The following is a 20,667-nucleotide window of genomic DNA, read 5'->3' as shown; positions in this document are numbered from 1 at the left end:
AGACTGAGATCGGCGAGAGCGGTCAGTCACATTTCCAGCTGTAGCGGCTGAAGTCGTAGCCGAACGAGCGCATCGGGATGATGGACAGTCCCTGCAGGCACTTGTTCAGCGCATGCTTGGAAACCTGCGTCAGCAGGAACACATCCGACTGCATGTCGACCAGCTTGTGCTGCAATTCCTTGTAGAGTTCGATCTGCCTGGTCGTGTCGCCGGCGCCGCGAGCTTCGTCGATCAGGCGGTCGACCTCGGGATCGGCGATCCATTCCATCGACGCCCAGGTGCCGTTCGCCTTGGAGTGGTACTGCGAGTAGAACATCGAATCCGGCGACGGATAGGTGGCGCTGAAGAAGATCTGGCTCGCCGCGGGCGTCGTCTCGACCTTGGTCGCGAGTTCAGTGACCCGGTTCCACGGATTGGCCTCCTGCTTCACGGTGAAGCCGATCTGCTCGAGGTTGGACTGCATCAGAAGGCTGATCTCCTCCTGGTATTTGATGCCGGTGAGATAGCCGAGCGTGATCGGGATCGGCTGGCCGGCATATTTCGACTTGGCGACTTCCGCCTTGGCCGCCTCGAGGTCGAACTTCGGCTCCGGAATGTCGTCGGCATGGAACTGCTTGAACGTGTCGGGCAGCGGTGTCGTCAGCTTGTTGCCGGGGAAGATGACCTCGCGGATCGTCGCATAGTCGGTCGCGAGCGCGATCGCCTTGCGGATGTGCACGTCGTCGGTCGGCGCGATCTTGCTGTTCAGCTTGAGGTAGAGCGTCGAGGTCGTCTGGTGGCTCTCGACCTTGTAGCCCATGCCTTCGAGCGCCTGGTAGGTATCCGGCGACTGGAATGGGCCGGTCATGGTCAGTTCGCCCGATGCCGCCATCGAGCGCACGCTCGATTCGTCGGCCTGCACGACCCAACGAACCTCGTCGATCGGGTTCTCGGGAAAGCCCTTGTAGTAGTCCTTGTTGCGCACCACCGTCATCGCCGCGCCGCGGTCGAAGAGCTTCAGCGTGAATGGTCCGGCGCCGGCGGCATTGGTTGCGAGCCACGCCTGGCCGTCGTCATCACCGAGATGCGGCTTCACCGCCTCCTCGTTGAGGATGAAGATCGCAGGCACCACGGCGAGGAAAGGGGCGAAGTTCTTGGCCAGGGTGAACTTTACCGTCTTGGCGTCGACCGCCGTCACGGAACCGGGCGTGAGCACGCCGGCCAGCATCGTGGCGGGACCCTGGTTGATCTTCAGCAACCGCTCGACCGAGTAGACGACGTCGCTCGCCTCGACCGGAGAGCCGTCGGAGAACTTGGCGTCGGCCCGAAGCTTGTAGGTCACTTCCTTCGCGTCGGGCGAGACTTCCCAGCTTTCAGCCAGTTCGGGGACGATGGAGCCGTCCGGCTCCACGCTGGTGAGGCCGTCATAGAGGTTCACGACGCCCATATAGTCGGTGTAGTCGGTGACCTTGGCCGGGTCGATGCTGCGGAAGATCTGGCCGGTGGCCATCGTCACGACGTTCTCCGCCCATGCGGAAGAGGCGCCGAACATGAGCGCTGCCATCGCGGCGGACGCCAGAAATTTGCGTGTTCTCATTGCAGTGTCCCCTTTTTTGTCCGGCATTTCTTGCCGCATTTTGGCTCACGACTGGTCGCGCGCCCTCAAGCTGACGACCCGAAAGTTCGATCTCGTTCACGGATGCGCCCGCACAGCCGACATGGACCGTGTTCGGGGCCTGAAATCCCTCTCTCTTCGCGGTTTTCCCAGGCGCCGATACTGGAAGCTATCGAAGGATAGGTCCAATATGAGATAACGTCGGTTTTTATACTCCCAGCTTATCGTGGAAGCCTCGAATGTCGGCAGCCCCCATGCCATCCAGAGCCGGACGACAGGCGTCGCGGCATCTCATCGAACTGCGGCACATGCGCTATTTTCTCGCCGTCGCGGAAGAATTGAACTTCGGCCGGGCGGCGGAGCGGCTGGGCATCGCGCAGCCGAATCTCAGCCAGCAGATCAAGTCGCTCGAAGAGATCGTCGGCGCGCGCCTGTTCAACCGGACGCAACGGTCGGTCCGGCTCACCAGCGCGGGAGAGCATTTTCTTGAAGAGGCGCGCCAGACGCTCGCGCATGCCGACACCGCGCTCGTCGCGGCCCGGCGCGCCGGCCGCGGCGAGATCGGCCGCCTGGCGATCGGCTATGTCGGCTCTGCGACCTACACGGGCGTGCTGGTCTCGATCCTCGGCGCGTTCCGCGACGATTTCCCCGATGTGGAGATCGAGCTCTCGGAACAGGAGATGGAGCACCAGGTCCACGAAATCGCGGCCGGCAAGCTCGACATCGGCTTCATCCGCCCGCCGATCGAGCTGCCGCTCGGGATCGGCAGCTCGCTGCTGGTTCGCGAAGAACTGTCGCTTGCGCTGCCAAGCCGCCATCCTCTGGCGAGCCTTGACGCCGTTCCGCTCGCCAGGCTGCGCGACGAGGTGTTCATCACGCCGAAGCACGCGCCGAACGTCAGCTTCCACAAGCACACGACCGACGCCTGCCTGGCCGCCGGCTTCGTGCCGCGCATGGGGCCGCAGGCGGCGCATTTCGTCACCATCGTCTCGATGGTGGCGATCGGCCTCGGCGTCGCGCTCGTGCCGCGCTCGTGCGGCTGCCTCGACATCCCCGGCGTCTGCTACCGGCCGCTTGCCGACAGGCCCGTCTATGCCGACCTGTCGGTGGCGTTCCGGAGGTCGGAGCCGTCCCAGCCGGCCAAGAGCTTCCTGCGCTACTGCACCACCTACCGCAACGCCCATGCGAGCGGACCCTCGGTCGAATGACGGCCATAGTCGACCAAGCGTCGATCTGCACGCTTGACCTCGCCGAGACCCCCGCGATACCGGCAGCGGATGCAATTCGGATCCCTTGAATGACCGTGACCGGACGCCACTACCTCGCCATCCCCGGACCTTCCGTCGTGCCCGACCGCGTGCTCAACGCGATGCATCGCGCCTCGCCGGACATCTATTCGGGCGAGCTGCACGAGATCGTCCCGGGCATCTACGAGGACCTGAAGCGGCTTGCGCGCACCAGACATCACGTCGCGATCTATATCGCCAACGGGCATGGCGCCTGGGAAGCCGCGAATACCAACATGTTCAGCCCCGGTGACCAGGCGCTCGCGCTGGTGACCGGACGGTTCGGCGAAGGCTGGGCGCTGTCGGTGGAGGCGCTCGGCGTCAGCGTGCAGCGGCTGAACTTCGGCAAGCAGGCGCCGGTCGACGCCGATCAGGTGGCCGCCGCCCTCCAGTCCGATACAGAAGGGAAGATCAAGGTCGTGCTCATGTCGCATGTCGACACGACCACATCGGTGCGCAACGACGTGGCAGCGGTGCGCGCGGCGATCGACCGGGCCGGCCACCCTGCCCTGCTCGCGGTCGACTGCATCGCCTCGCTCGGCTGCGACGTGTTCGAGATGGACCTGTGGGGCGTCGACGTGATGGTCTGCGCCAGCCAGAAGGGCATGATGACGCCGCCCGGCCTCGGCTTTGTCTGGATGACCGACAAGGCGAAAAAGGCCGGGGCCAGGTCGCGCTGGCGCACGCCCTATTGGGACTGGACGCTGCGGACCGACCCGAGCCAATTCTACCACCTCTTCGGCGGCACCGCGCCGACGCACCACCTGTTCGGCTTGCGCGCATCGCTGGACATGCTGGTACGCGAGGAAGGGGTGGAGGCCGCGTGGCGGCGCCACCAGCGGTTGGCGGGGGCAGTGTGGGCCGCCTTCGACGCCTGGGGCGAGGGAGACGGGAAGAGATCGAGCATAGGGTTGAACATAGCCGATCCCTCGAACCGCTCCCATGCGGTCACCACCGTAAAGTTTTCTGCCCCTCTCGCCACCGACCTGAGGACATGGGTGAAGGCCAATGCCGGCGTGACGCTGGGCATCGGGCTGGGCATGGCCCCGGACGGCGACCCCGCCGGCGACGGCTTCATGCGCGTCGCCCATATGGGGCATGTGAACACCCATATGACGCTTGGCATGCTCGGCGCGATCGAGGCCGGCATGGCGGCGCTTGGCATTCCGCACGGCTCCGGCGCGCTGGAGCGCGCGGCCGCAGCACTTGCCTGAGAGCAACTCGATCACAGGACATGGACAATGACAGATCCCGCGCGCAAGACGGCCGTCGCGATACGGCACGTCCAATTCGAGGATCTCGGCACGTTCGGGCCGGTACTTGCCGAAGCGGGCTACGACATCCGCTATTGCGACGTGGGCGTCGACGACCTTGCCGCGCTCGACCCGCTCACGCCGGACCTGCTGATCGTGCTTGGCGCGCCTGTCGGCGTCTACGAGACGGACATCTATCCCTTCCTCGCCGTGGAACGCGACCTGATCGCCCGCCGCCTGGCTTCGGGCCGGCCGCTGCTCGGCGTCTGCCTCGGCGGGCAGCAGATCGCGGCCACGATGGGCGCGCGAGTGGCGCCGACCGGGGTCAAGGAAATCGGCTTCTCGCCCCTCACCCTGTCGGCAGACGGCTTGAAAAGTCCGCTGCGCCATCTCGACGGCGTGCAGGTACTGCACTGGCACGGTGACGCGTTCGAGATCCCGGACGGCTGCACGCACCTCGCCTCGACGCCGCTCTGCCCGAACCAGGCCTTTTCGCGCGGTAAGAGCCTGCTGGCGGTCCAGTTCCATCCCGAGGCCGACGCCTCGCGTATCGAGCAATGGCTGGTCGGGCACGCGGCCGAACTCGCAGGGGCGAGGATCGACATCAACCGGCTGCGGGACGACGCCGCGCAACATGGCCGCGCGCTGGCCGCGGCGGCATCCGCGCTCCTTGAGGAATGGCTCGAAGGACTGAATTGAATTGCAGGCCGCGCAGGAGACCGGCGCGGTCGCCGCTCATACCGGCCCGCTGTGTCGGAATGAGCCGCTCAGCTGTTTTCCAGGCACGTCGCCAGCGTCTCCGAGAAGATGCGGATGCCGACCGGGATCAATTCGTCGCGAAAGTCGTATTCGGGTGTATGGACGCGCGGCCAGCCCGGACCGGAGCCGAGGAAGAGCATCGCGGCCTTGGCGCCGCTGAGCCCGAACTGGCCGAAATCCTCCGAGCCGACCGACGGCACGGTCTGGTCGTGCCGGCCGATGCCCGCCCGCTCCATGCCGTCGGAGAGGATGGCCGTCGCTTCCGCATCGTTGACCGACGCGGCGAAGACGTCGTCATATTCCCATGCGCAGGACAGGCCGTGGCGCCGCGCGGCGTCGCGGACCAATTCCTCCACCCGCGCGACGAGGTTTTCCATATCGTCGTCGTAGACGGTGCGCAGCGTTGCCATGATCTTCGCCTCGCCCGGTGCGACGCCGAAGGATTCCGCGCCCATCGAGGCATGCGTGACCGTGACCATCGAGAAGCCAGGCCCCAGCGGCTTGCCGCTGCCGCAGGCCTGCAATGCCGGCATCAGTTCGGAGATCGCCAGCATCGGCGAGCGGCCGTCGGCGGGCCGCGAAGCATGCGCGGTACTGCCGGTGAGCCGGATGCGGATGCCGCGCGAGGCACAGTTCGCCGGGCCGACGCCCAGCTTGGCGAAGCCGAACTCCACGTCCGGCGCGTTGTGCAGCGAGAACGCCCAGTCCGGCTTGATCTCGGCATAGCGCGGGTCCCTGACCACCGCGACGGCGCCCGCGCCGTTCTCCTCGGCCGGCTGGAACATCAGCACCACCCGGCCGCTGGTCGGACGCGCTCGCGACAGGATGCGGCCGAAGCCGAGCAGGATGGTCGAATGGCCGTCATGCCCGCACAGATGCGCCTTGCCGGGTACCTGCGACCGGTATTCGACCTTGCCGAGTTCCTGGATCGGCAGGGCATCCAGCTCCGATCGGAAGAGGATGGTCGGCCCCGGCTTGCCGCTGTCGTAGATCGCCGCGACGCCATGGCCGCCCAGTCCCGTCAGGATCTTGTCCGGCTTCGTCGGTGCCAGCATCTCGCAGACGCGACGCGCGGTCTCCCTCTCCTCGCCGGACAGCTCTGGCGCGCGGTGAAGCTCATGGCGGAAGGCAGTCAGCTCGCGAATGTCGTTTTCGGTTGGCTGGGGAAAGGACAGTCTGTTGGTCATGTCAGGCGGCGGCTCTCAGAAGCATTCCATAGAGATCGCGGGGTTCGTCCGGGTCCGCGAGCAGGTCCAGGGGCGTGTAGAGCGCGGTCCCCTTGATCCGGTCGTGGACGTAGCGCAGGGCGGAGAAATCCTCGATCGCGAAGCCGACGCTGTCGAACAGCGTCACCTGGCGCGGGTCGGCGCGGCCGGTCGCAGCACCGGTGATGACCTGCCAAAGCTCGGTCACCGGATGCTCGGGCGCCAGCTGCTGGATCTCGCCCTCGATGCGGGTCTGGGGAGGATATTCGACGAAGATCTCCGACCGCAGCAGGATGTCGCGATGCAGCTCCGTCTTGCCCGGACAGTCGCCGCCGATGGCGTTCAGGTGGACGCCTGTGCCCACCATGTTGTCGGACAGGATCGTCGCATATTGCTTGTCGGCGGTGCAGGTGGTGATGACCTGCGCGCCCTCGACCGCCTGCTCGGCGCTCGTGCAGGGAACGACCGTCAGCCCGCTCCCGATCAGGTTCTGAACCGCCTTCGCCGTCGCCCGGCTGTCGATGTCGTAGAGGCGCACGGTGTCGATGCCGCAGATCGCCTTGAAGGCCAGCGCCTGGAACTCGCATTGCGCGCCATTGCCGATGACCGCCATGACGCGGCTGTTCGCGGGCGCAAGGTATTTCGCCGCGACGGCCGAGGTCGCGGCGGTGCGCAGCGCCGTCAGCAGCGTCATCTCCGTCAGGAGCAGCGGATAGCCGGTGTCGACATCGGCCAGGACGCCGAAGGCGGTGACGGTCTGCCGCCCGCTGCGCATGTTCTTCGGGTGGCCGTTGACGTATTTGAAGGCATAGGTGACGCCGTCGCTGGTCGGCATCAGCTCGATCACGCCGGCGCTGGAATGCGAGGCGATGCGCGGCGTCTTGTCGAACTGCTCCCAGCGGCGGAAGTCCTGCTCGATATAGGCGGCGAGATCGGCGAGCATCCGCTCGACGCCGGACTCGACGACCAGCTGCATCATGTGCTGGACGCTGACGAACGGAACGAGGCTGAGCGGGCCTGGCGGATTGAGAGGCATCTTCGTTCTCCCGTTTCTAGGTCGGGGCAAGCCCGAGCGGTTGGTCTCGTATGGTCCCTGATCGGCCCGTCCAGTCAATCGACGGTCGCGGCGGCCGACTCGGCGACGATACCGCGGTCGAGCAGATTCGCGATCCGGTCCGGCGGCAGGCCGAGCTCCCGCAGCACCTCGACCGTATGCTCGCCCAGCCTCGGCGCGAAGCGGGCGATCTCGACCGGAGTGGCCGACATCTGCACCGGATTGGCCATCGCGATGGTTCCGCCCTCGCTCGGATGTTCCACCGCGGCGAAGAAACCGACATCCGCCAGATGCGGATCGCGCAGGATGGTCTCGAAAGTGTGCATCGCCATCACCGGGACGTCGGCCTCGTCGAGGAGATCGATCCATTCGCCGGAGGTACGCGTGCGGAAGATCTCCGCCAGCCAGCCATAGACGAAGGTGAGGTTCTGCATGCGGGCGCCGAAGCTGGCGAAACGGGAATCGATCTCCATCAGCTCGTCCTGGCCTACCGCCTTGAGGAAGCGCCGCCAATGCTCGTCGGTGTAGACCAGAGCGCAGACATGGCCGTCTGCCGTCGGCAGCGGGCGGCGGTCGCGAGCGAGCTGGCGGGCATAGCCGCCGCGATCCAGTGGCGGGTCAAAGGTCAGCCCGCCGAGATGGTCGCTCAGGACGAAGGAGACCATGGTCTCGAACATCGGCACGTCGACACGCTGACCCACGCCGGACCGGTTGCGCTCGATGATCGCGGCGAGGATGCCGCCCAGCGCCGTGAGCCCGACGACGCGGTCGGCGATGGCGGTCGGAACGTAGCGCGGCTCCTCCGAGCCAGAGAGCATGAACAGATGCGACAGCGTCGCGCCGCCCTGGATCAGGTCGTCATAGGCCGGGCGCGCCGCATAACGGCCCTGCTGCCCGTAGCCACAGAGCCCGGCATAGATCAGCCGCGGATTGACGGCCCGGACCTCTTCCCACGACAGGCCGAGGCGCTTCATCGCGGCGGGCCGCACATTGTAGACCATGACGTCCGCGTCGCGGCACAGGTCCAGCAGCAGTTCGCGTCCCTCCGGGGTCTTGAGGTTGAGCACGACCGAGCGCTTTGAGCGGTTCGCGTTGAGAAACAGCGGCCCCATCGACGCGGAACGCGACGGCCCGACATTGCGGATCAGGTCGCCGGCCGGAGGCTCGATCTTGATGACGTCCGCGCCGAAATCACCCATATACTGGGTCGCGTACGGTCCCATCAGAACCGAGGTCAGGTCGATGACCTTTATGCCTGAAAGCGGTCCTATCTCGCCCCCCTGTATCGACGTCATGCTGCGGGATTGAGCAGCTTCTTCCCGCCGCAAGAAGGCGTCGGGGAAAGCGGCCTCCTCCATGAAAAGGACCTGTCCTGCCGCCATCACCAAGTCCTTCGCGGCCATTATGTCACGCCAACGCATTGCTTCAATTCGCGGTTTCCAGCTAGATTGATAGGCAGGACTTATGGAATGGCGGGGTGGCGCCGCGGGACGGCGTCGCCTATCTTCCGGGTGCGTTCGAGCCGTCCCGCCTGTCCTGCCGGATCGTCCCGAACGCCGACAGCATAGCCAGGTGTGAACGCCGAGGACCCATGTCATCGCCGAGCATGTCATTTCCTCCCAACCGCAGCTTCGACGCGCTGCAGGTCTGTTCCGAGCCCGTCTTCGGACAGAAGATGCGGTACGAGGGCGCCCTCCACGGAGAGATGCACAGCCATCCGCGGGCGCAGCTGATCCGATCCGTGACGTCGCCGACAGCCATTCGCATCCGTTCGGGCCAGATCCTGCTCCGGCCGGGCGATGCGGCGTGGCTGCCGGGCTGGGTCGAGCATGGCGTGTCGTCCACCCAGGCGCCGCTTTATCACTCGATCTATGTCCGACCCGACCTCGCCTCGGACCTGCCGCGCGACATCAGCGTTATGCGTGTCTCGCCGTTCCTCGGCGAGCTGATGCAGCGGGTGGTTGATCTTTATGCCGGCGAAGGAGACCCCGCGACCTATCCGCATCTGGCGTCGCTGATCCTGAGCGAGCTGAAGCATGGACGCGACGAGCGACATCAATTGCCAATGCCCGCCGACCGCCGGCTGCTTCGCATCTGCCATGCGCTCGAGGAGAACCCGGGCGACCGGCGGACGCTGGCCGAATGGGCGAGAGTGGCGGGGGCGAGCCGGCGCGTGCTGGAGCGCGGCTTCCAGGACGAGACCGGAATGAGCTTTTCCGAATGGCGGGAGAGCTGCCGGGTGCGCGCCGCCATTCCGCTGCTCGAGGCGCGCCACTCGGTCCAGGAAGTCGCGTGGCGGTCCGGCTACGACAGCCCGAGCGCATTCGCGGCCATGTTCCGGCGGGTCGCCGGTGTCGCGCCGACCTCGTATCGCGGCGAGCGGATCAGCAGTCGAGCACCAGATCGCCACGCGGAATAGCCTGGCAGAGCAGGATGTGATTGTACGGCAGCAGCGGCAGTTCGCCTACGGGATAGTCGACAACCCCGCTGGCGACGCGCTTGACGCAGGACTGGCAGTCGCCCATCCGGCATGAATAATCGACCTCGATTCTGTTGCGCAGTGCGAGATCGAGCAGTGAGCCTTCGCCCGGCGTCCAGGTCGCAGTCCTGCCCGATTTCGCGAACGTGACCTTGCTTTCAGGGACTATCTGCGTGCCCGAAAGGTCGAGCAGGCCGCCTTCCGCAGCCGCGAACGCCTCGAACCGGATGTTCTCCGGCGCAGCGCCGCGGGCGACGAGCCCGTCGCGAAGCGACGTCATGAAGGCTTCCGGGCCGCAGATGTAGAAATCGGCGGCGTCGACCGGCAGAAGGTTTGCGATGGCCGCGGCATCGATGCGGCCGACGAGGTCGGATCGATCCTGCTCCCGTGGACGGGAGTAGCACGACAGGAGGCGGATGCCGCCATTCTTCGCGTTCTCGGCGATGCTGCGCGCCTCGCCTTCGAACAGATGATGCGCGCCGTCGCGGGCGGCTTGGATGAACCACACCTCGCGACCGCTGTCCTCTCGCGCCAGCTGATCCAGCATGGGAAGAAGCGGCGTGATCCCGACGCCGGCGCTGAGGAGAACGACAGGGCGGCCGGGCGGGCTCGACAGCACGAACCGGCCGACCGGCACGCCGACGAGCAGTTCGGAGCCCGGCCCGACCTTCTCGTGCAACAGGTCCGACATGCCTCCGGCGCCGATGCGTCGCACCGAGATGCGCAGGCTCCGCCCGTCCGGCCGGCGGGAGACGGAATAGCTTCTCTGCCGCGCTGCACCCGTCTCGCCGGGGAGAGAGACGGGAACATACTGCCCCGGCTCGACCGGGCCGATCGGCGCATTGTCCACAGGCGTCAGGATGAAGGAAGAGACATCCGGGCTTTCGCAGATCCGCTCGACGCAGACGAAGCGGCGTTTGCCGGACCAGTAGGTGCGCTTGTCGCGCTGCCAGACCCGCGAGCGGGAGAAGGCGGAGGAGCAGTGGAAGAACACCTCGCGCGGCACGATCTTCACCGCGCGCGTCTCTCCCTCGAACCGTCCGTTGACGCGAAGCAGTTCATTGCGGCCCGGCGTCACGGTCAGGAGCGCGCACTCGCCTTCCTCGCCCGTGCTGATGTCGGGAGACAGCCTCAGCCGGTAGGCATGGCGGTTGTCGAAAGGAATGACCGACAGCGGCGCCTCTGCCGTCAGGTCGATGGTGATCCCGCCATTCTCGTCCTGATGCGCCATGACGACGAAGCTCGCCTCGCCGATGAAATCGAGCCCGCCGGGACCTGCGACGTCGCAGACCTTCTTCTGCACGCCGTCGCTTGGCGTGCCGTACACGTTGCGCACGCCCGACTGCGCCAGCAGGCGTTCTTCCGCCTCGTTCTTGAGGACCGGCGCGAAGCCGGCGGTGGCCTGGGCCACCTTGTCGCCGCCGACGACGGAGGCGAGATCGAGCGCAGGCTTCTTGCGCAGCTCCGGATCGAGCCAGAAATCGACGCGCGCGAAGGCCGCGGTGTCGACGAACTCGACCGAGGCCGGCGTCAGGACCAGCACGCTGATCGGCGGGTTTTCGTCGGCGGGAAAACACGCCAGATCCTCGGCCCGAAACGACACTTCGGCAGTGGCGACGATGCGCAGATACCGGTCGCTGCCGCGGTTGAGCACGATCAGCGCGACATGCGGATCGTTCAGAAGATTGCCGATCGTGTCCAGCCGGCGGTTGCCGTTGTAGTCGGGCAACCGCAGCTTCCCGTCGTCGCCCACGCGCATGACGCAAGGCTGCCCGCCCCGGGGCGAGACATCCATCGCGCCTTCTGCATTGCGGGAGGCGATGAAGAGAAGCGTCGAATTCTCGATGAACAGTCGGGCGTCTGCATCCATTCGGGACATCCTTGGGGACCGGTCGCCGATTTTAGATCCAGGCAATTCCGACCGGGGCGCAAAGATGCGCGCGGATGCGGCAGAGATCGTCGCGAATGCGGCGCGCCCTCCCGGCCTCCCATCCCTAATGCGCCCGGGCGGCGTCCGCGTGCAGCGCCTACCAGCCCTGGAGTTCGCGAAAGTCGGGCTCCAATCCCGCCAAGCGCGCCAGCCGGAAGATCGAGATGTCCGCGAAGCCGCAGGCGCCGTCGAGGGCGAGGACACGACCGACGAAAAAGGACGGATGGCGCACTGCGGTGCTGCTTCAACATCGTCGCCGCACGCAACGCCGCCGCTCTAACAGATCGAGCGGCAATACGTACCCAAGCTGCAAAGGGCGGCGGCGATCGCCGCCATGGCAGGCTCAGCCGCCTCTGACGGACGGCGCTCCTGCCCGGCCGCTCAGCCCATGCGTTCCGAGGCGTAGGAGCCCGGCGAGGCGGGGAAGACCACGGTCTTGTCGCCGTTCAGGAACACCCGGCGATGGATGTGCGCATGGATCGCCCGTGCGAGCACCTGGCTTTCCACGTCGCGCCCCAGGCTGACATAGTCCTCGACGCTCTGCGCGTGCGTGACGCGGATGATGTCCTGGTCGATGATCGGGCCCTCGTCGAGATCGGCGGTGACGTAGTGCGATGTCGCCCCGATCAGCTTCACGCCGCGCGCGAAGGCCTGCTTGTAGGGGTTCGCGCCCTTGAACGACGGCAGGAAGGAGTGGTGGATATTGATGATCCGCCCCGACATCTTCCGGCACATCTCGTCCGAGAGCACCTGCATATAGCGCGCCAGCACGATCAGCTCGGCGCCGCTCTCCTCGACGATGCGCATCTGGTCGGCCTCGGCGCGGGCCTTGTTCTCCTTGGTGACCTTGATGCAGTGGAACGGAATGTCGTGGTTCACCACCACCTTCTGGTAGTCCATATGGTTCGAGATCACGGCGACGATGTCGATCGGCAGCGCACCGATCCGCCAGCGATACAAAAGGTCGTTCAGGCAGTGGCCGAAGCGCGAGACCATGATGACGACCTTCGTCTTCTCGCCTTCGTCGTGGAAGGCGTGAACCATGTCGAAGGCAGCCGCGGCGGACGCGAAGCCAGTGCGCAGCGTATCGATGTCGCAGCCTTCCTCGCTGACGAAGCTGACGCGCATGAAGAAGCGGCCGGTCTCCCGATCGTCGAACTGCGAGCTGTCGGTGATGTTGCAACCGTTCTCGGCGAGAAAGCTCGCGATGGCGGCGACGATGCCGCGACGGGACTGGCAGGTGACGGTGAGCGTGTAGGTCTTCATGGCGGTCTTTTTGTCAAAAATGCGAACGCCCGACCACCTCGGACGCGACACGCCGTGTCTCAAATCGGTGGATCGATCGCAATTGGCAATCGCAGGCGGTCAGGGCTCAGGTGGTCAGGGAAGGTCGCGGGTAGCGGCCGACGTTTAGACGTCGTTATCCTTCCCCGCCTTCCGGGCGAACACGCCTGCCCCTCCTCCGGGGACGACGACCATCTGCTTGACCTTGCCCTGCTTGAACGCCCGAAGGAACTTCTCGTAATCCTCAAAGGCGACGCAGCCATGCGATTGGCCCGGCCGGCCGCGCAGGAGCTGCGTGTGCGCGAGGAAGCCGTCGCGGCCGTACTTGTTCTTGCCGTCGACCGGCAACATGCGGATCGCTTCCACCCCGTGGAACCGCGTCTCGCGCATTCTGAGATTGTAGGTGTGCGGCGGCGTCGGGCCGTTCATCTTCACGTGAGCGTATTTGGGGTTGTTGGCCATCTTGCCGATGCCGGAGGCCGCCGCCAGCACGCTGCCGTCGGGCATGTAGACCTTGCCGGCGCTGATATCGTAGACGGCAACGCCGTTGCCGGCGCGAGGCCGTCCGGAGAACAGCTTCTTGAACAGGCCGGGCGACGACTCTTCGTCCTGTCCGCCCTTGAGGTTCGGGCGCACCATGGCGACGGCCTTCGGTGCCGGGCGCGAGGAATCCGGTGTCTTGACCTCTTGCTCCGCATCGGCCTTCCCGACAGGAGACCGACCGTCCGAATTCGGCTTTTCGGTCCGACGCGTCGCCTCGGCGTCTGCATCCGAGGTGTTCGCCGCAGGGGCAAGCGGCCGTGCCTGCGGGAGGGGGACGACCTGCGGCAGCAGCAGAGCCTCGGCGTCTTCGTCCTCTTCGTCGTAGATGTCGGCCCCGATGCCAGCGGCGGAATTGATCGCAGCAAGCGCGCCGCCTTCGGCGCGAGGAGACGCGCTGGCATAAGCGAGCGCGTCCGCCGAAGCAGGCTCCTTTGCGGGGAAGCCCAGAGAGGCGACCATGGGCTTCGCCTGGTCGGAGATGAACCGGTCGCCACCGGCGTCCGCCGTCGCCTCCGTTCGGTGCGAGCTGACAAACGACGCAACCTGCTGCGTGCGCATGTCCAGATGGTCGAAGCGGGCATACCGCTCGGGCGCCGCCGTCGCCGGAACGGGCGCGACGGCAAGCGCCGACATGCGCATGAAACGGGAAGGCGAGACCTTGGCTATCAGCGAAGGCTCGATCGACGCCACGATCGGACGGTGCCGACCGCCGTCGCTGAGACGGCCGCCATCGGCGGCCTCGGCCAGCGCGGTGCCGACCAGGAGCATCGCCGCCGCGTTCAACGCGATGTCGAAGACCCTCGAAGCAAACCTGTCAGACCGGCGGGACCCGTGCAGGACAAATCTCGACATATTCACGCGCACCGCGACACTCGCAAAAGACAACGCCGGCTTGATCCTTGGCGCACGACATATGGTGAATTGATAGAGTTAACATTGTGTGCAGTAGAGCGGCACTGTGACCAAACAAGGACAGCTCTGCTTACCCGTCCTGTCGAGCGGGGCCGTAGCACTTGCGAACGCGGCGGATTGCGGAGAAACCCGGGAAGCCGACTGGTCCCAGGCCGGAAGAACCGGTTCTCGCCTGAGCTTGCCGCAAACATGTCGCACCCGCGACAAGGCCTGGCATCGTTCTGTCTGGGCGGCTGGAAAAAATGGTACCGTTGCTCGGGATCGAACCGAGGACCTCCGGATCCACAATCCGGCGCTCTAACCATCTGAGCTACAACGGCACTGGGCCTGTCGGCGACGCAGGGCTCATACGTCGTGCCGCGGCACATTTCAAGGCTTTTCAGCCCGGCCGAATCCACGAGATGCGGCTGCGGGGAAGCCAAAAAGAAAAAGACCGGGGGGAGGACCCGGTCCTTTCCATGATCGCCGGCGGGAGGAGAAGCCGGCCACCGACCCGGAGCGGTTGGGAGGAGGAGAACCGCTCGCGGGATTGCTTGCGCCTGAGATCGTCAGGCGACCTTGAGGTCCTTCAGCGACTTCTCGAAGGCGGTCTTGAACGGCTTGGCGACGTCCTCGGCGGCCTTCGTGGAGGCGGCCTGGATGTCCTTGGCCTGCTCGACGCCCATCTCGACGCTCTTGCGCAGCCAGGCGGTCTGCAGCTCGATGAACTCGGAGACCGACTTCACGCCGACGAGCGCTTCGAGATGCGCGAAGGCCGACTCGGCATTGGCGCGCATCGCACCGATCGTCTTCAGCGACAGGTCGGCGCTCGAGGTCTTGGCGGTTTCATAGGTGGATTCGAACGTCTTCTGGGCCTCTTCGGCGCCGGACTTCAGCTTCGCGTAGACTTCCTTCGTCTGCTCCATGCCCTTCTCCGTGAAATCACGCAGCTGCTCGGTGGCTTTCGAAGCGTCGAAGGTGGGGAATTCAATGGTGTCCTTGGCGGTCTTGCTCATTTTATCTTCCTTCCTAGCGTTTCCTTAATGGCTGGGACGCGACACGTAGGCATCGACCCCAATCGATGATTCCAATATAGACCATATTATTGTGCAGTGCAATATATTTGTTGCAATGCAGCGGAACCGCTGCGCCGGATTAACCACAGACGCCGAAACCCGCGTCCCGATGCGCACGGAAGATGGACGCGGGCGGTCGACTCCCGGTATTAAACGTCTGTTAACTACAACCATTCGCGCGAGGGGTGGAGCAGAGTGACGGTCGAGATGCCGACACAGATCTATCCGTTCATCGACGTCGCCGTGTTGGATCCCGTCCGCCCGCATTTCCTTGCGGGCGACGCGGTGGTGATCCTGAGCGTCGACCTCGATACGGTCGTCTGGGCGAACGGCGCAGGTGCTGCGCTGCTCGGCCATGACGATATCGAGGAGGCGCGCGGCGGCGCATCCAATCTCGGCCTCGCCGCGCGGCGGCAGATCGCCGGCATGCCCGGCTTCCCCGCGATCGGCTCGAAGCGGTCGCTGATCGTGCGCGTGACCCAGCGCCTGAGCAGCCATGCGGTCGGCTTCCTCGCCAGCGAGGTCACCCTCCCCGACGGCGCGCTTGCCATCATGCTTGTCGCGCCCGATCTCGAAGCCGGCAGGCGCAGCCCCGAGGAGACGGGCGCGCGCGCGATCCATGGCATCGGCGAGGCCGGGCACCATGCCGCCCTGATCGACGGCAGCGGAGCGGCCATCGCCGCCTCCCCCGGCTTCATGACGACGGGACCCTCCCGCGAGGTGCTGGCCGGACTGGCAAGCGACGTGCGCAACGAGGCCGACCGCCTGATCAAGCGGCTCGTGCCCATCGGCGACATGGTCTATCCGGTGGGGATCGCCCACCTTTCGGACGACCCCGAGCGCAACCTCGTCATCGTCGTAGACGATCCGCAGCCGGCCGAAACGGGTGAAGTGTCCGTGGAAGAGGCAGCTCCCACGGTTCCCACGCCTCCCGCCCTCCCGCCATCGCCTCCGGCCAAGGCTGCCGCAGTGCCCGCTGCCGAAAGCGACACCTGGTATTTCGACGACACGCCGGCCGTCGCCCCGGCCCTTGCGCCGACACCGCTCGCCGAACCACTTTCGGAGGACGGCGCCGGTCCGGAGCCGACCGCGAACCCCGTCGATGAGGAAGACGCCGACACGGCCGACGACGAGGCCGCACTGCCCGATCTCGACGGTCCGCTGACGCTCGCGGCGGTTTCCGACATCGCGGCAAGGTTCATCGTCGACGAGGATTTCGACGACACGATCGAGGACAAGCCGTCCGTCGAGATTTCGGACGAGGCCGAGGCTCCCGAAGCCATCGAAGACGACACCGGGACCGGCACGTCCGAGCCCGACGATGAACCGCAGGCTGAGTTCGCAGAAGCCGCCGAGGATTTCGGCGATACGGACGAGGACGTGCTGTCCGCCGAGCAGCCGGCCGCGGCAATCCCCCCGGAAGCTGCGGAGCTCAACGAGTCCGAGCCTGTCGACGCTTCAGCCGATCTTTCCGAAGAGCAGTCGCCCGAAACCAGTGCGGCAGAGGATGCGCCTGTCGTCTCCGATGCGGCCTCCCCGGACGATGATACCGACGCGGACGACGCCGTCTTCCGGCCCGACCTTCGTTCCGGCCCGATCCGCTTCGTCTGGCGCACCGACGCGCAGGGGCGTTTCAGCACCGTTTCCGACGAGTTCGCCCGCAGCGTCGGCGCGAGCGCGGCCGACGTCGTCGGCAAGTCGTTCCGCGAGGTGGCGGACGCATTCGGTCTCGATCCGGACGGCGAGATCAACGGCCTGCTGGACCGGCGCGACACATGGTCGGGGCGGTCGGTGATGTGGCCGATCGAGGGGACGGATCTGCGGGTCCCCGTCGACCTCGCCGCCTTGCCGGTCTATGCGCGCGACCGATCCTTCGAGGGCTTCCGGGGCTTCGGCGTGGTTCGCGTCGGCGACGCCGTGGTCGACGAGGAAGCCACCGGCTTTTCTCTCCGCAAAAGCGACGAAGCACCCTCCTCCGAGACGGCTGCGGAGCCGACGGAGGCGAACGATCCTTTCGCGGGCGAGACTCCGGCGATCTCGGTCGACGCGACGCCGGAACGGCGGCAGGCGGACAAGATCATTCGTCTCGCCGAGCACCGCCCCGCCGCAAACGAGCGCGGGCTGACGCCGACCGAGAAGAACGCCTTCCGCGAGATCGGCGTGCGCCTCAAGAAGGCGGGCGCCGAGGCGTCGCCGGAGGCTGAAGCGTCCGAACCCTCGCAGCCGCCGGCAGACGAAGGACGGGAGACTGAATCGGAGGACGAGCGGCCCGCCGAGGTCGAGCCGCGTCTTTATTCCGACGACTTGCCCGGCCCCGACGAGGCCGACGCCTGGCAGGACGAGACGCCCGACGAAACCGACGGCGATGGCCTGATCGAGGACCATCTCGATCCCCACGCGCCGGAGCCCGACGAGATCGCGACGGCGAGCATCGAGGACGAGCCTTCGGAGCAGGAGACCGTCGACGAAGACTCAGACGAGGCCGTCCCGCCAACGGAGCCGGCCGCCGAGGCGGACGAATATTCGCTCGCTGCGGCGGAGTATGCGGCTGAATATGAAGACATCGCACCTCCCGCCGAGGTGCTCCCGCGCTCCGTCGACACGTCGCTGCTCGACCGACTGCCGGTGCCGGTCCTGATCCATGCGGGCGACGTGCTGCATTTCGCCAATCAGGAGTTCCACGACCTCACCGGCTATGCCTCGCTGGCCGAACTGGACATGGCCGGCGGTCTCGACGCCCTGTTCGTCGACGGCGAGGACAGTCCGGATCGCGATCCGGAAGACCATCGCCGGCGCCTGCGCACCAAGGGCGGCGAGGAGTTCCCCGTCGACGCGCTGCTGCAATCGGTTCCGTGGAAGGGCGGCAAGGCGCTGCTGCTCGCTTTGCGCACCTCGCCGGCACCCTCGGCTCCCGTTGCGACCTTCGAGGAGCTCGAGGACCTGGAATCGCGTGTCAACGAGATGAGCACCATCCTCGACACGGCGACGGACGGGATCGTCATCATCGGCAATGACGGCTCGATCCGCTCGATCAGCCGGCCCGCCGAGGCGCTGTTCGGCTTCGACAGCACCGAAGTCGCGGGCAAGCCGTTCGTCTCGCTGTTCGCGGTCGAGAGTCAGCGCGCCGCGCGCGACTATCTCACCGGCCTCTCCGACAACGGGGTGGCGAGCGTGCTCAATGACGGCCGCGAGGTGATCGGCCGCGAGGCCCAGGGCGGCTTCATTCCGCTGTTCATGACCATCGGCCGGCTGCCCGGCGCCAACGGCTACTGCGCGGTGCTGCGCGACATCACCCAGTGGAAGCGCGCCGAGGAGGAACTGACCCAGGCGCGCGCCGAAGCCGAACGCGCCTCCTCGCAGAAGACCGAATTCCTGGCCCGCATCAGCCACGAGATCCGCACGCCGCTCAACGCCATCATCGGCTTCTCCGAGCTGATGATCGACGAGAAGTTCGGGCCGATCGTCAACGACCGCTACCGCGACTACTTGCGCGACATCAACAAGTCGGGCAACCACGTGCTCGACCTCGTCAACGACCTGCTCGACATCTCGAAGATCGAGGCGGGCGAGCAGGAGATGTCCTACGAGGCGGTCTCGCTCAACGAGACGCTCGCCGAGGCCGTCGCGATGATGCAGCCGCAGGCCAACCGCGACCGGGTCATCATCCGGTCCTCCTTCGTCTCGCGGCTGCCCGACGTCGTGGCCGATCTCCGCTCGATCCGCCAGATCGCCCTCAACCTGCTCTCCAATGCGGTGCGTTACACGCAGGCCGGGGGACAGGTGATCGTGTCGACGTCGTACGAGCCCACCGGCGACGTGGTGCTCAGGGTGCGCGACACCGGCGTCGGCATGTCGCAGGGCGAGATCGAGCAGGCGTTGAAGCCGTTCAAGCAGATCAACGCGCTGAAACGGCCGCGCGGCGAAGGAACCGGGCTCGGGCTGCCGCTGACAAAGGCCATGGTCGAGGCAAATCGGGCGCGCTTCTCCATCAGTTCGGTCCCGGGCGAGGGAACGATGGTCGAGATCGTCTTCCCCTCGCAGCGCGTCCTCGCCGGCTGATGCCTCAGACTCGGCCGGCAAGTCCCTGAAAAACATGAGGAAAGTTGTTTAGAAAGTTTCTAAACCACTGAATTCACTACGTTTTCCTTGACGGAAAACGCCTTTCGCTTCATTGAGGAGCCGCGCAGTCAGGATTTCCGCCCCGGCGGCTGTCCCGGCTGACGGGAAAACTCATTATGAAGGGCAGGAGACGACCATGATACGAGCCTTCGCACGCAACGCCGCATTCGCCGGTGTCACTCTCGCGATCGGGCTGGCCGCCTCGGGCGCGTCCGCGCAGACCGTCAACATCTATTCCTACCGCCAGCCGGACCTGATCAAGCCGGTGCTCGACGCCTTCACGGCCGAGACCGGGATCAAGACCGAGGTGCTGTTCCTCGACAAGGGCCTCGAAGAGCGCATCGCCGCCGAGGGCGTCAACTCGCCGGCCGACGTGATCCTCACCGTCGACATCGCCCGCCTTGCCAAGACGGTCGACGCGGGCGTGACCCAGCCCCTCGACGACGCCACCGTCAACGGCAACATCCCCGCCGAATACCGCGACCCGTCCGGCAACTGGTTCGGTCTGACCAAGCGCGCTCGCGTCGTCTACGCGTCAAAGGACCGCGTCAGCGACAACGCAATCACCTATGCCGACCTCGCCGACCCGAAGTGGAAGGGCAAGATCTGCATCCGCTCGGGCCAGCACGACTACAATCTGGCGCTCATCTCGGCCGCCATCGCGCATTGGGGCGAGGCCAAGACCGAGGAGTGGCTGAAGGGCGTGAAGGCCAATCTGGCGCGCAAGCCCGACGGCGGCGACCGCGACCAGGCGAAGGCGATTGCGGCCGGCGAATGCGACATCGCGCTCGGCAACACCTATTATGTCGGCCTGATGATGACCAACGAGAAGGATCCGGAGCAGAAGGACTGGGCGAAAGCCATCAAGGTCGTCTTCCCGACCTTCGAGAACGGCGGCACGCATGTGAACGTGTCGGGCGTGGCGCTGGCCAAGAACGCACCGAACCGCGACAATGCGGTGAAGCTCATCCAGTTCCTGTCCTCGCATGAGGCGCAGCAGGTCTATGCCCAGCAGGTGTTCGAATATCCGGTCGAGCCCGGCCTGGCGCCGTCCGACATCGTCAAGGGCTTCGGCGCGCTGAACGCCGACACGCTGCCGCTCGCCGACATCGCCAAGAATCGTAAGGCAGCCTCCGAGATGGTCGACCGCGTCGGCCTCGACGACGGCCCGGCGAGCTGAGACGGACGACAATG

14 protein-coding genes and 1 tRNA gene are annotated in these 20,667 nt (G+C 66.1%); 6 read left to right on the top strand and 9 right to left on the bottom strand.

All coding sequences use genetic code 11. The annotated features are described in order from the left end of the window. Positions 1-22: 22 nt before the first annotated feature. Entirely contained in the window at positions 23-1,576 is a 1,554-nt protein-coding gene (locus tag B9Z03_RS10735) for an ABC transporter substrate-binding protein (protein ID WP_085464204.1), read from the bottom strand. Between the two features lie 272 nt (positions 1,577-1,848). On the opposite strand from B9Z03_RS10735, the gene B9Z03_RS10730 reads away from it, so the two are divergent. From B9Z03_RS10730 to B9Z03_RS10720, 3 genes are all read left to right on the top strand, one after another. Next, positions 1,849-2,802: a LysR substrate-binding domain-containing protein gene (locus tag B9Z03_RS10730; RefSeq protein ID WP_085467599.1), complete on the top strand. Its 954-nt coding sequence runs from the start codon at positions 1,849-1,851 to the stop codon at positions 2,800-2,802. Positions 2,803-2,891: 89 nt separating this feature from the next. Then, positions 2,892-4,094, top strand: coding sequence for a pyridoxal-phosphate-dependent aminotransferase family protein (locus B9Z03_RS10725; RefSeq protein WP_085464203.1), 1,203 nt, complete (start codon positions 2,892-2,894; stop codon positions 4,092-4,094). Positions 4,095-4,121: 27 nt separating this feature from the next. Next, entirely contained in the window at positions 4,122-4,832 is a 711-nt protein-coding gene (locus B9Z03_RS10720; RefSeq protein ID WP_085464202.1) for a glutamine amidotransferase, read from the top strand. A gap of 68 nt (positions 4,833-4,900) precedes the next feature. On the opposite strand, the gene B9Z03_RS10715 is transcribed toward B9Z03_RS10720, so the two are convergent. The 3 genes from B9Z03_RS10715 to B9Z03_RS10705 all read right to left on the bottom strand — a co-directional run bounded on the left by B9Z03_RS10715 (position 4,901) and on the right by B9Z03_RS10705 (position 8,533). After that, positions 4,901-6,079: an amidohydrolase gene (locus tag B9Z03_RS10715; RefSeq protein WP_085464201.1), complete on the bottom strand. Its 1,179-nt coding sequence runs from the start codon at positions 6,077-6,079 to the stop codon at positions 4,901-4,903. A 1-nt stretch (position 6,080) separates the two neighbouring features. Continuing rightward, on the bottom strand, positions 6,081-7,133 hold the full coding sequence (locus tag B9Z03_RS10710) for an ornithine cyclodeaminase (RefSeq protein ID WP_085464200.1): 1,053 nt from the start codon (positions 7,131-7,133) through the stop codon (positions 6,081-6,083). 74 nt (positions 7,134-7,207) lie between these two features. Further along, the gene (locus tag B9Z03_RS10705) at positions 7,208-8,533 is read right to left on the bottom strand and encodes a CaiB/BaiF CoA transferase family protein (protein ID WP_348529007.1); all 1,326 of its coding nucleotides are present in this window, start codon (positions 8,531-8,533) and stop codon (positions 7,208-7,210) included. A 95-nt stretch (positions 8,534-8,628) separates the two neighbouring features. Here B9Z03_RS10705 and B9Z03_RS10700 point away from each other — a divergent pair, with 95 nt between their 5' ends. Further along, on the top strand, positions 8,629-9,570 hold the full coding sequence (locus B9Z03_RS10700) for an AraC family transcriptional regulator (protein WP_139832224.1): 942 nt from the start codon (positions 8,629-8,631) through the stop codon (positions 9,568-9,570). On the opposite strand, the gene B9Z03_RS10695 is transcribed toward B9Z03_RS10700, so the two are convergent. The 5 genes from B9Z03_RS10695 to B9Z03_RS10675 all read right to left on the bottom strand — a co-directional run bounded on the left by B9Z03_RS10695 (position 9,536) and on the right by B9Z03_RS10675 (position 15,294). Beyond that, positions 9,536-11,500 (bottom strand): pyridoxamine 5'-phosphate oxidase family protein, encoded by a 1,965-nt coding sequence (locus B9Z03_RS10695; protein WP_176247490.1) that lies wholly within the window; start codon positions 11,498-11,500, stop codon positions 9,536-9,538. The two genes, B9Z03_RS10700 and B9Z03_RS10695, sit on opposite strands and share 35 nt — an antisense overlap. A 441-nt stretch (positions 11,501-11,941) precedes the next feature. Then, the gene (gene purU, locus B9Z03_RS10690; protein ID WP_085464197.1) at positions 11,942-12,826 is read right to left on the bottom strand and encodes a formyltetrahydrofolate deformylase; all 885 of its coding nucleotides are present in this window, start codon (positions 12,824-12,826) and stop codon (positions 11,942-11,944) included. A gap of 144 nt (positions 12,827-12,970) precedes the next feature. Next, positions 12,971-14,239 carry a DUF2778 domain-containing protein gene (locus tag B9Z03_RS10685; RefSeq protein ID WP_085467597.1) on the bottom strand — a complete coding sequence of 423 codons (1,269 nt, stop codon included), beginning with the start codon at positions 14,237-14,239 and terminating at the stop codon, positions 12,971-12,973. Positions 14,240-14,542: 303 nt separating this feature from the next. Beyond that, a tRNA-His gene (locus B9Z03_RS10680) sits at positions 14,543-14,619 on the bottom strand. Between the two features lie 228 nt (positions 14,620-14,847). Beyond that, a complete protein-coding gene (locus tag B9Z03_RS10675) occupies positions 14,848-15,294 on the bottom strand; it encodes a phasin (RefSeq protein ID WP_085464196.1) in 447 nt (148 codons plus the stop codon). Positions 15,295-15,561: 267 nt separating this feature from the next. Between B9Z03_RS10675 and B9Z03_RS10670 the strand changes: the two genes are divergently transcribed. Next, positions 15,562-19,413: a PAS domain S-box protein gene (locus B9Z03_RS10670; protein WP_085467596.1), complete on the top strand. Its 3,852-nt coding sequence runs from the start codon at positions 15,562-15,564 to the stop codon at positions 19,411-19,413. Between the two features lie 196 nt (positions 19,414-19,609). Further along, positions 19,610-20,653: a Fe(3+) ABC transporter substrate-binding protein gene (locus B9Z03_RS10665; protein ID WP_085464195.1), complete on the top strand. Its 1,044-nt coding sequence runs from the start codon at positions 19,610-19,612 to the stop codon at positions 20,651-20,653. Positions 20,654-20,667: the final 14 nt, after the last annotated feature.

It is taken from the genome of Mesorhizobium australicum (assembly GCF_900177325.1).
Taxonomy (GTDB): Bacteria; Pseudomonadota; Alphaproteobacteria; order Rhizobiales; family Rhizobiaceae; genus Mesorhizobium_A; species Mesorhizobium_A australicum_A.
Note: the sequence above shows the minus strand (reverse complement) of the source record. Positions and strands in the feature narration are given on the sequence as shown.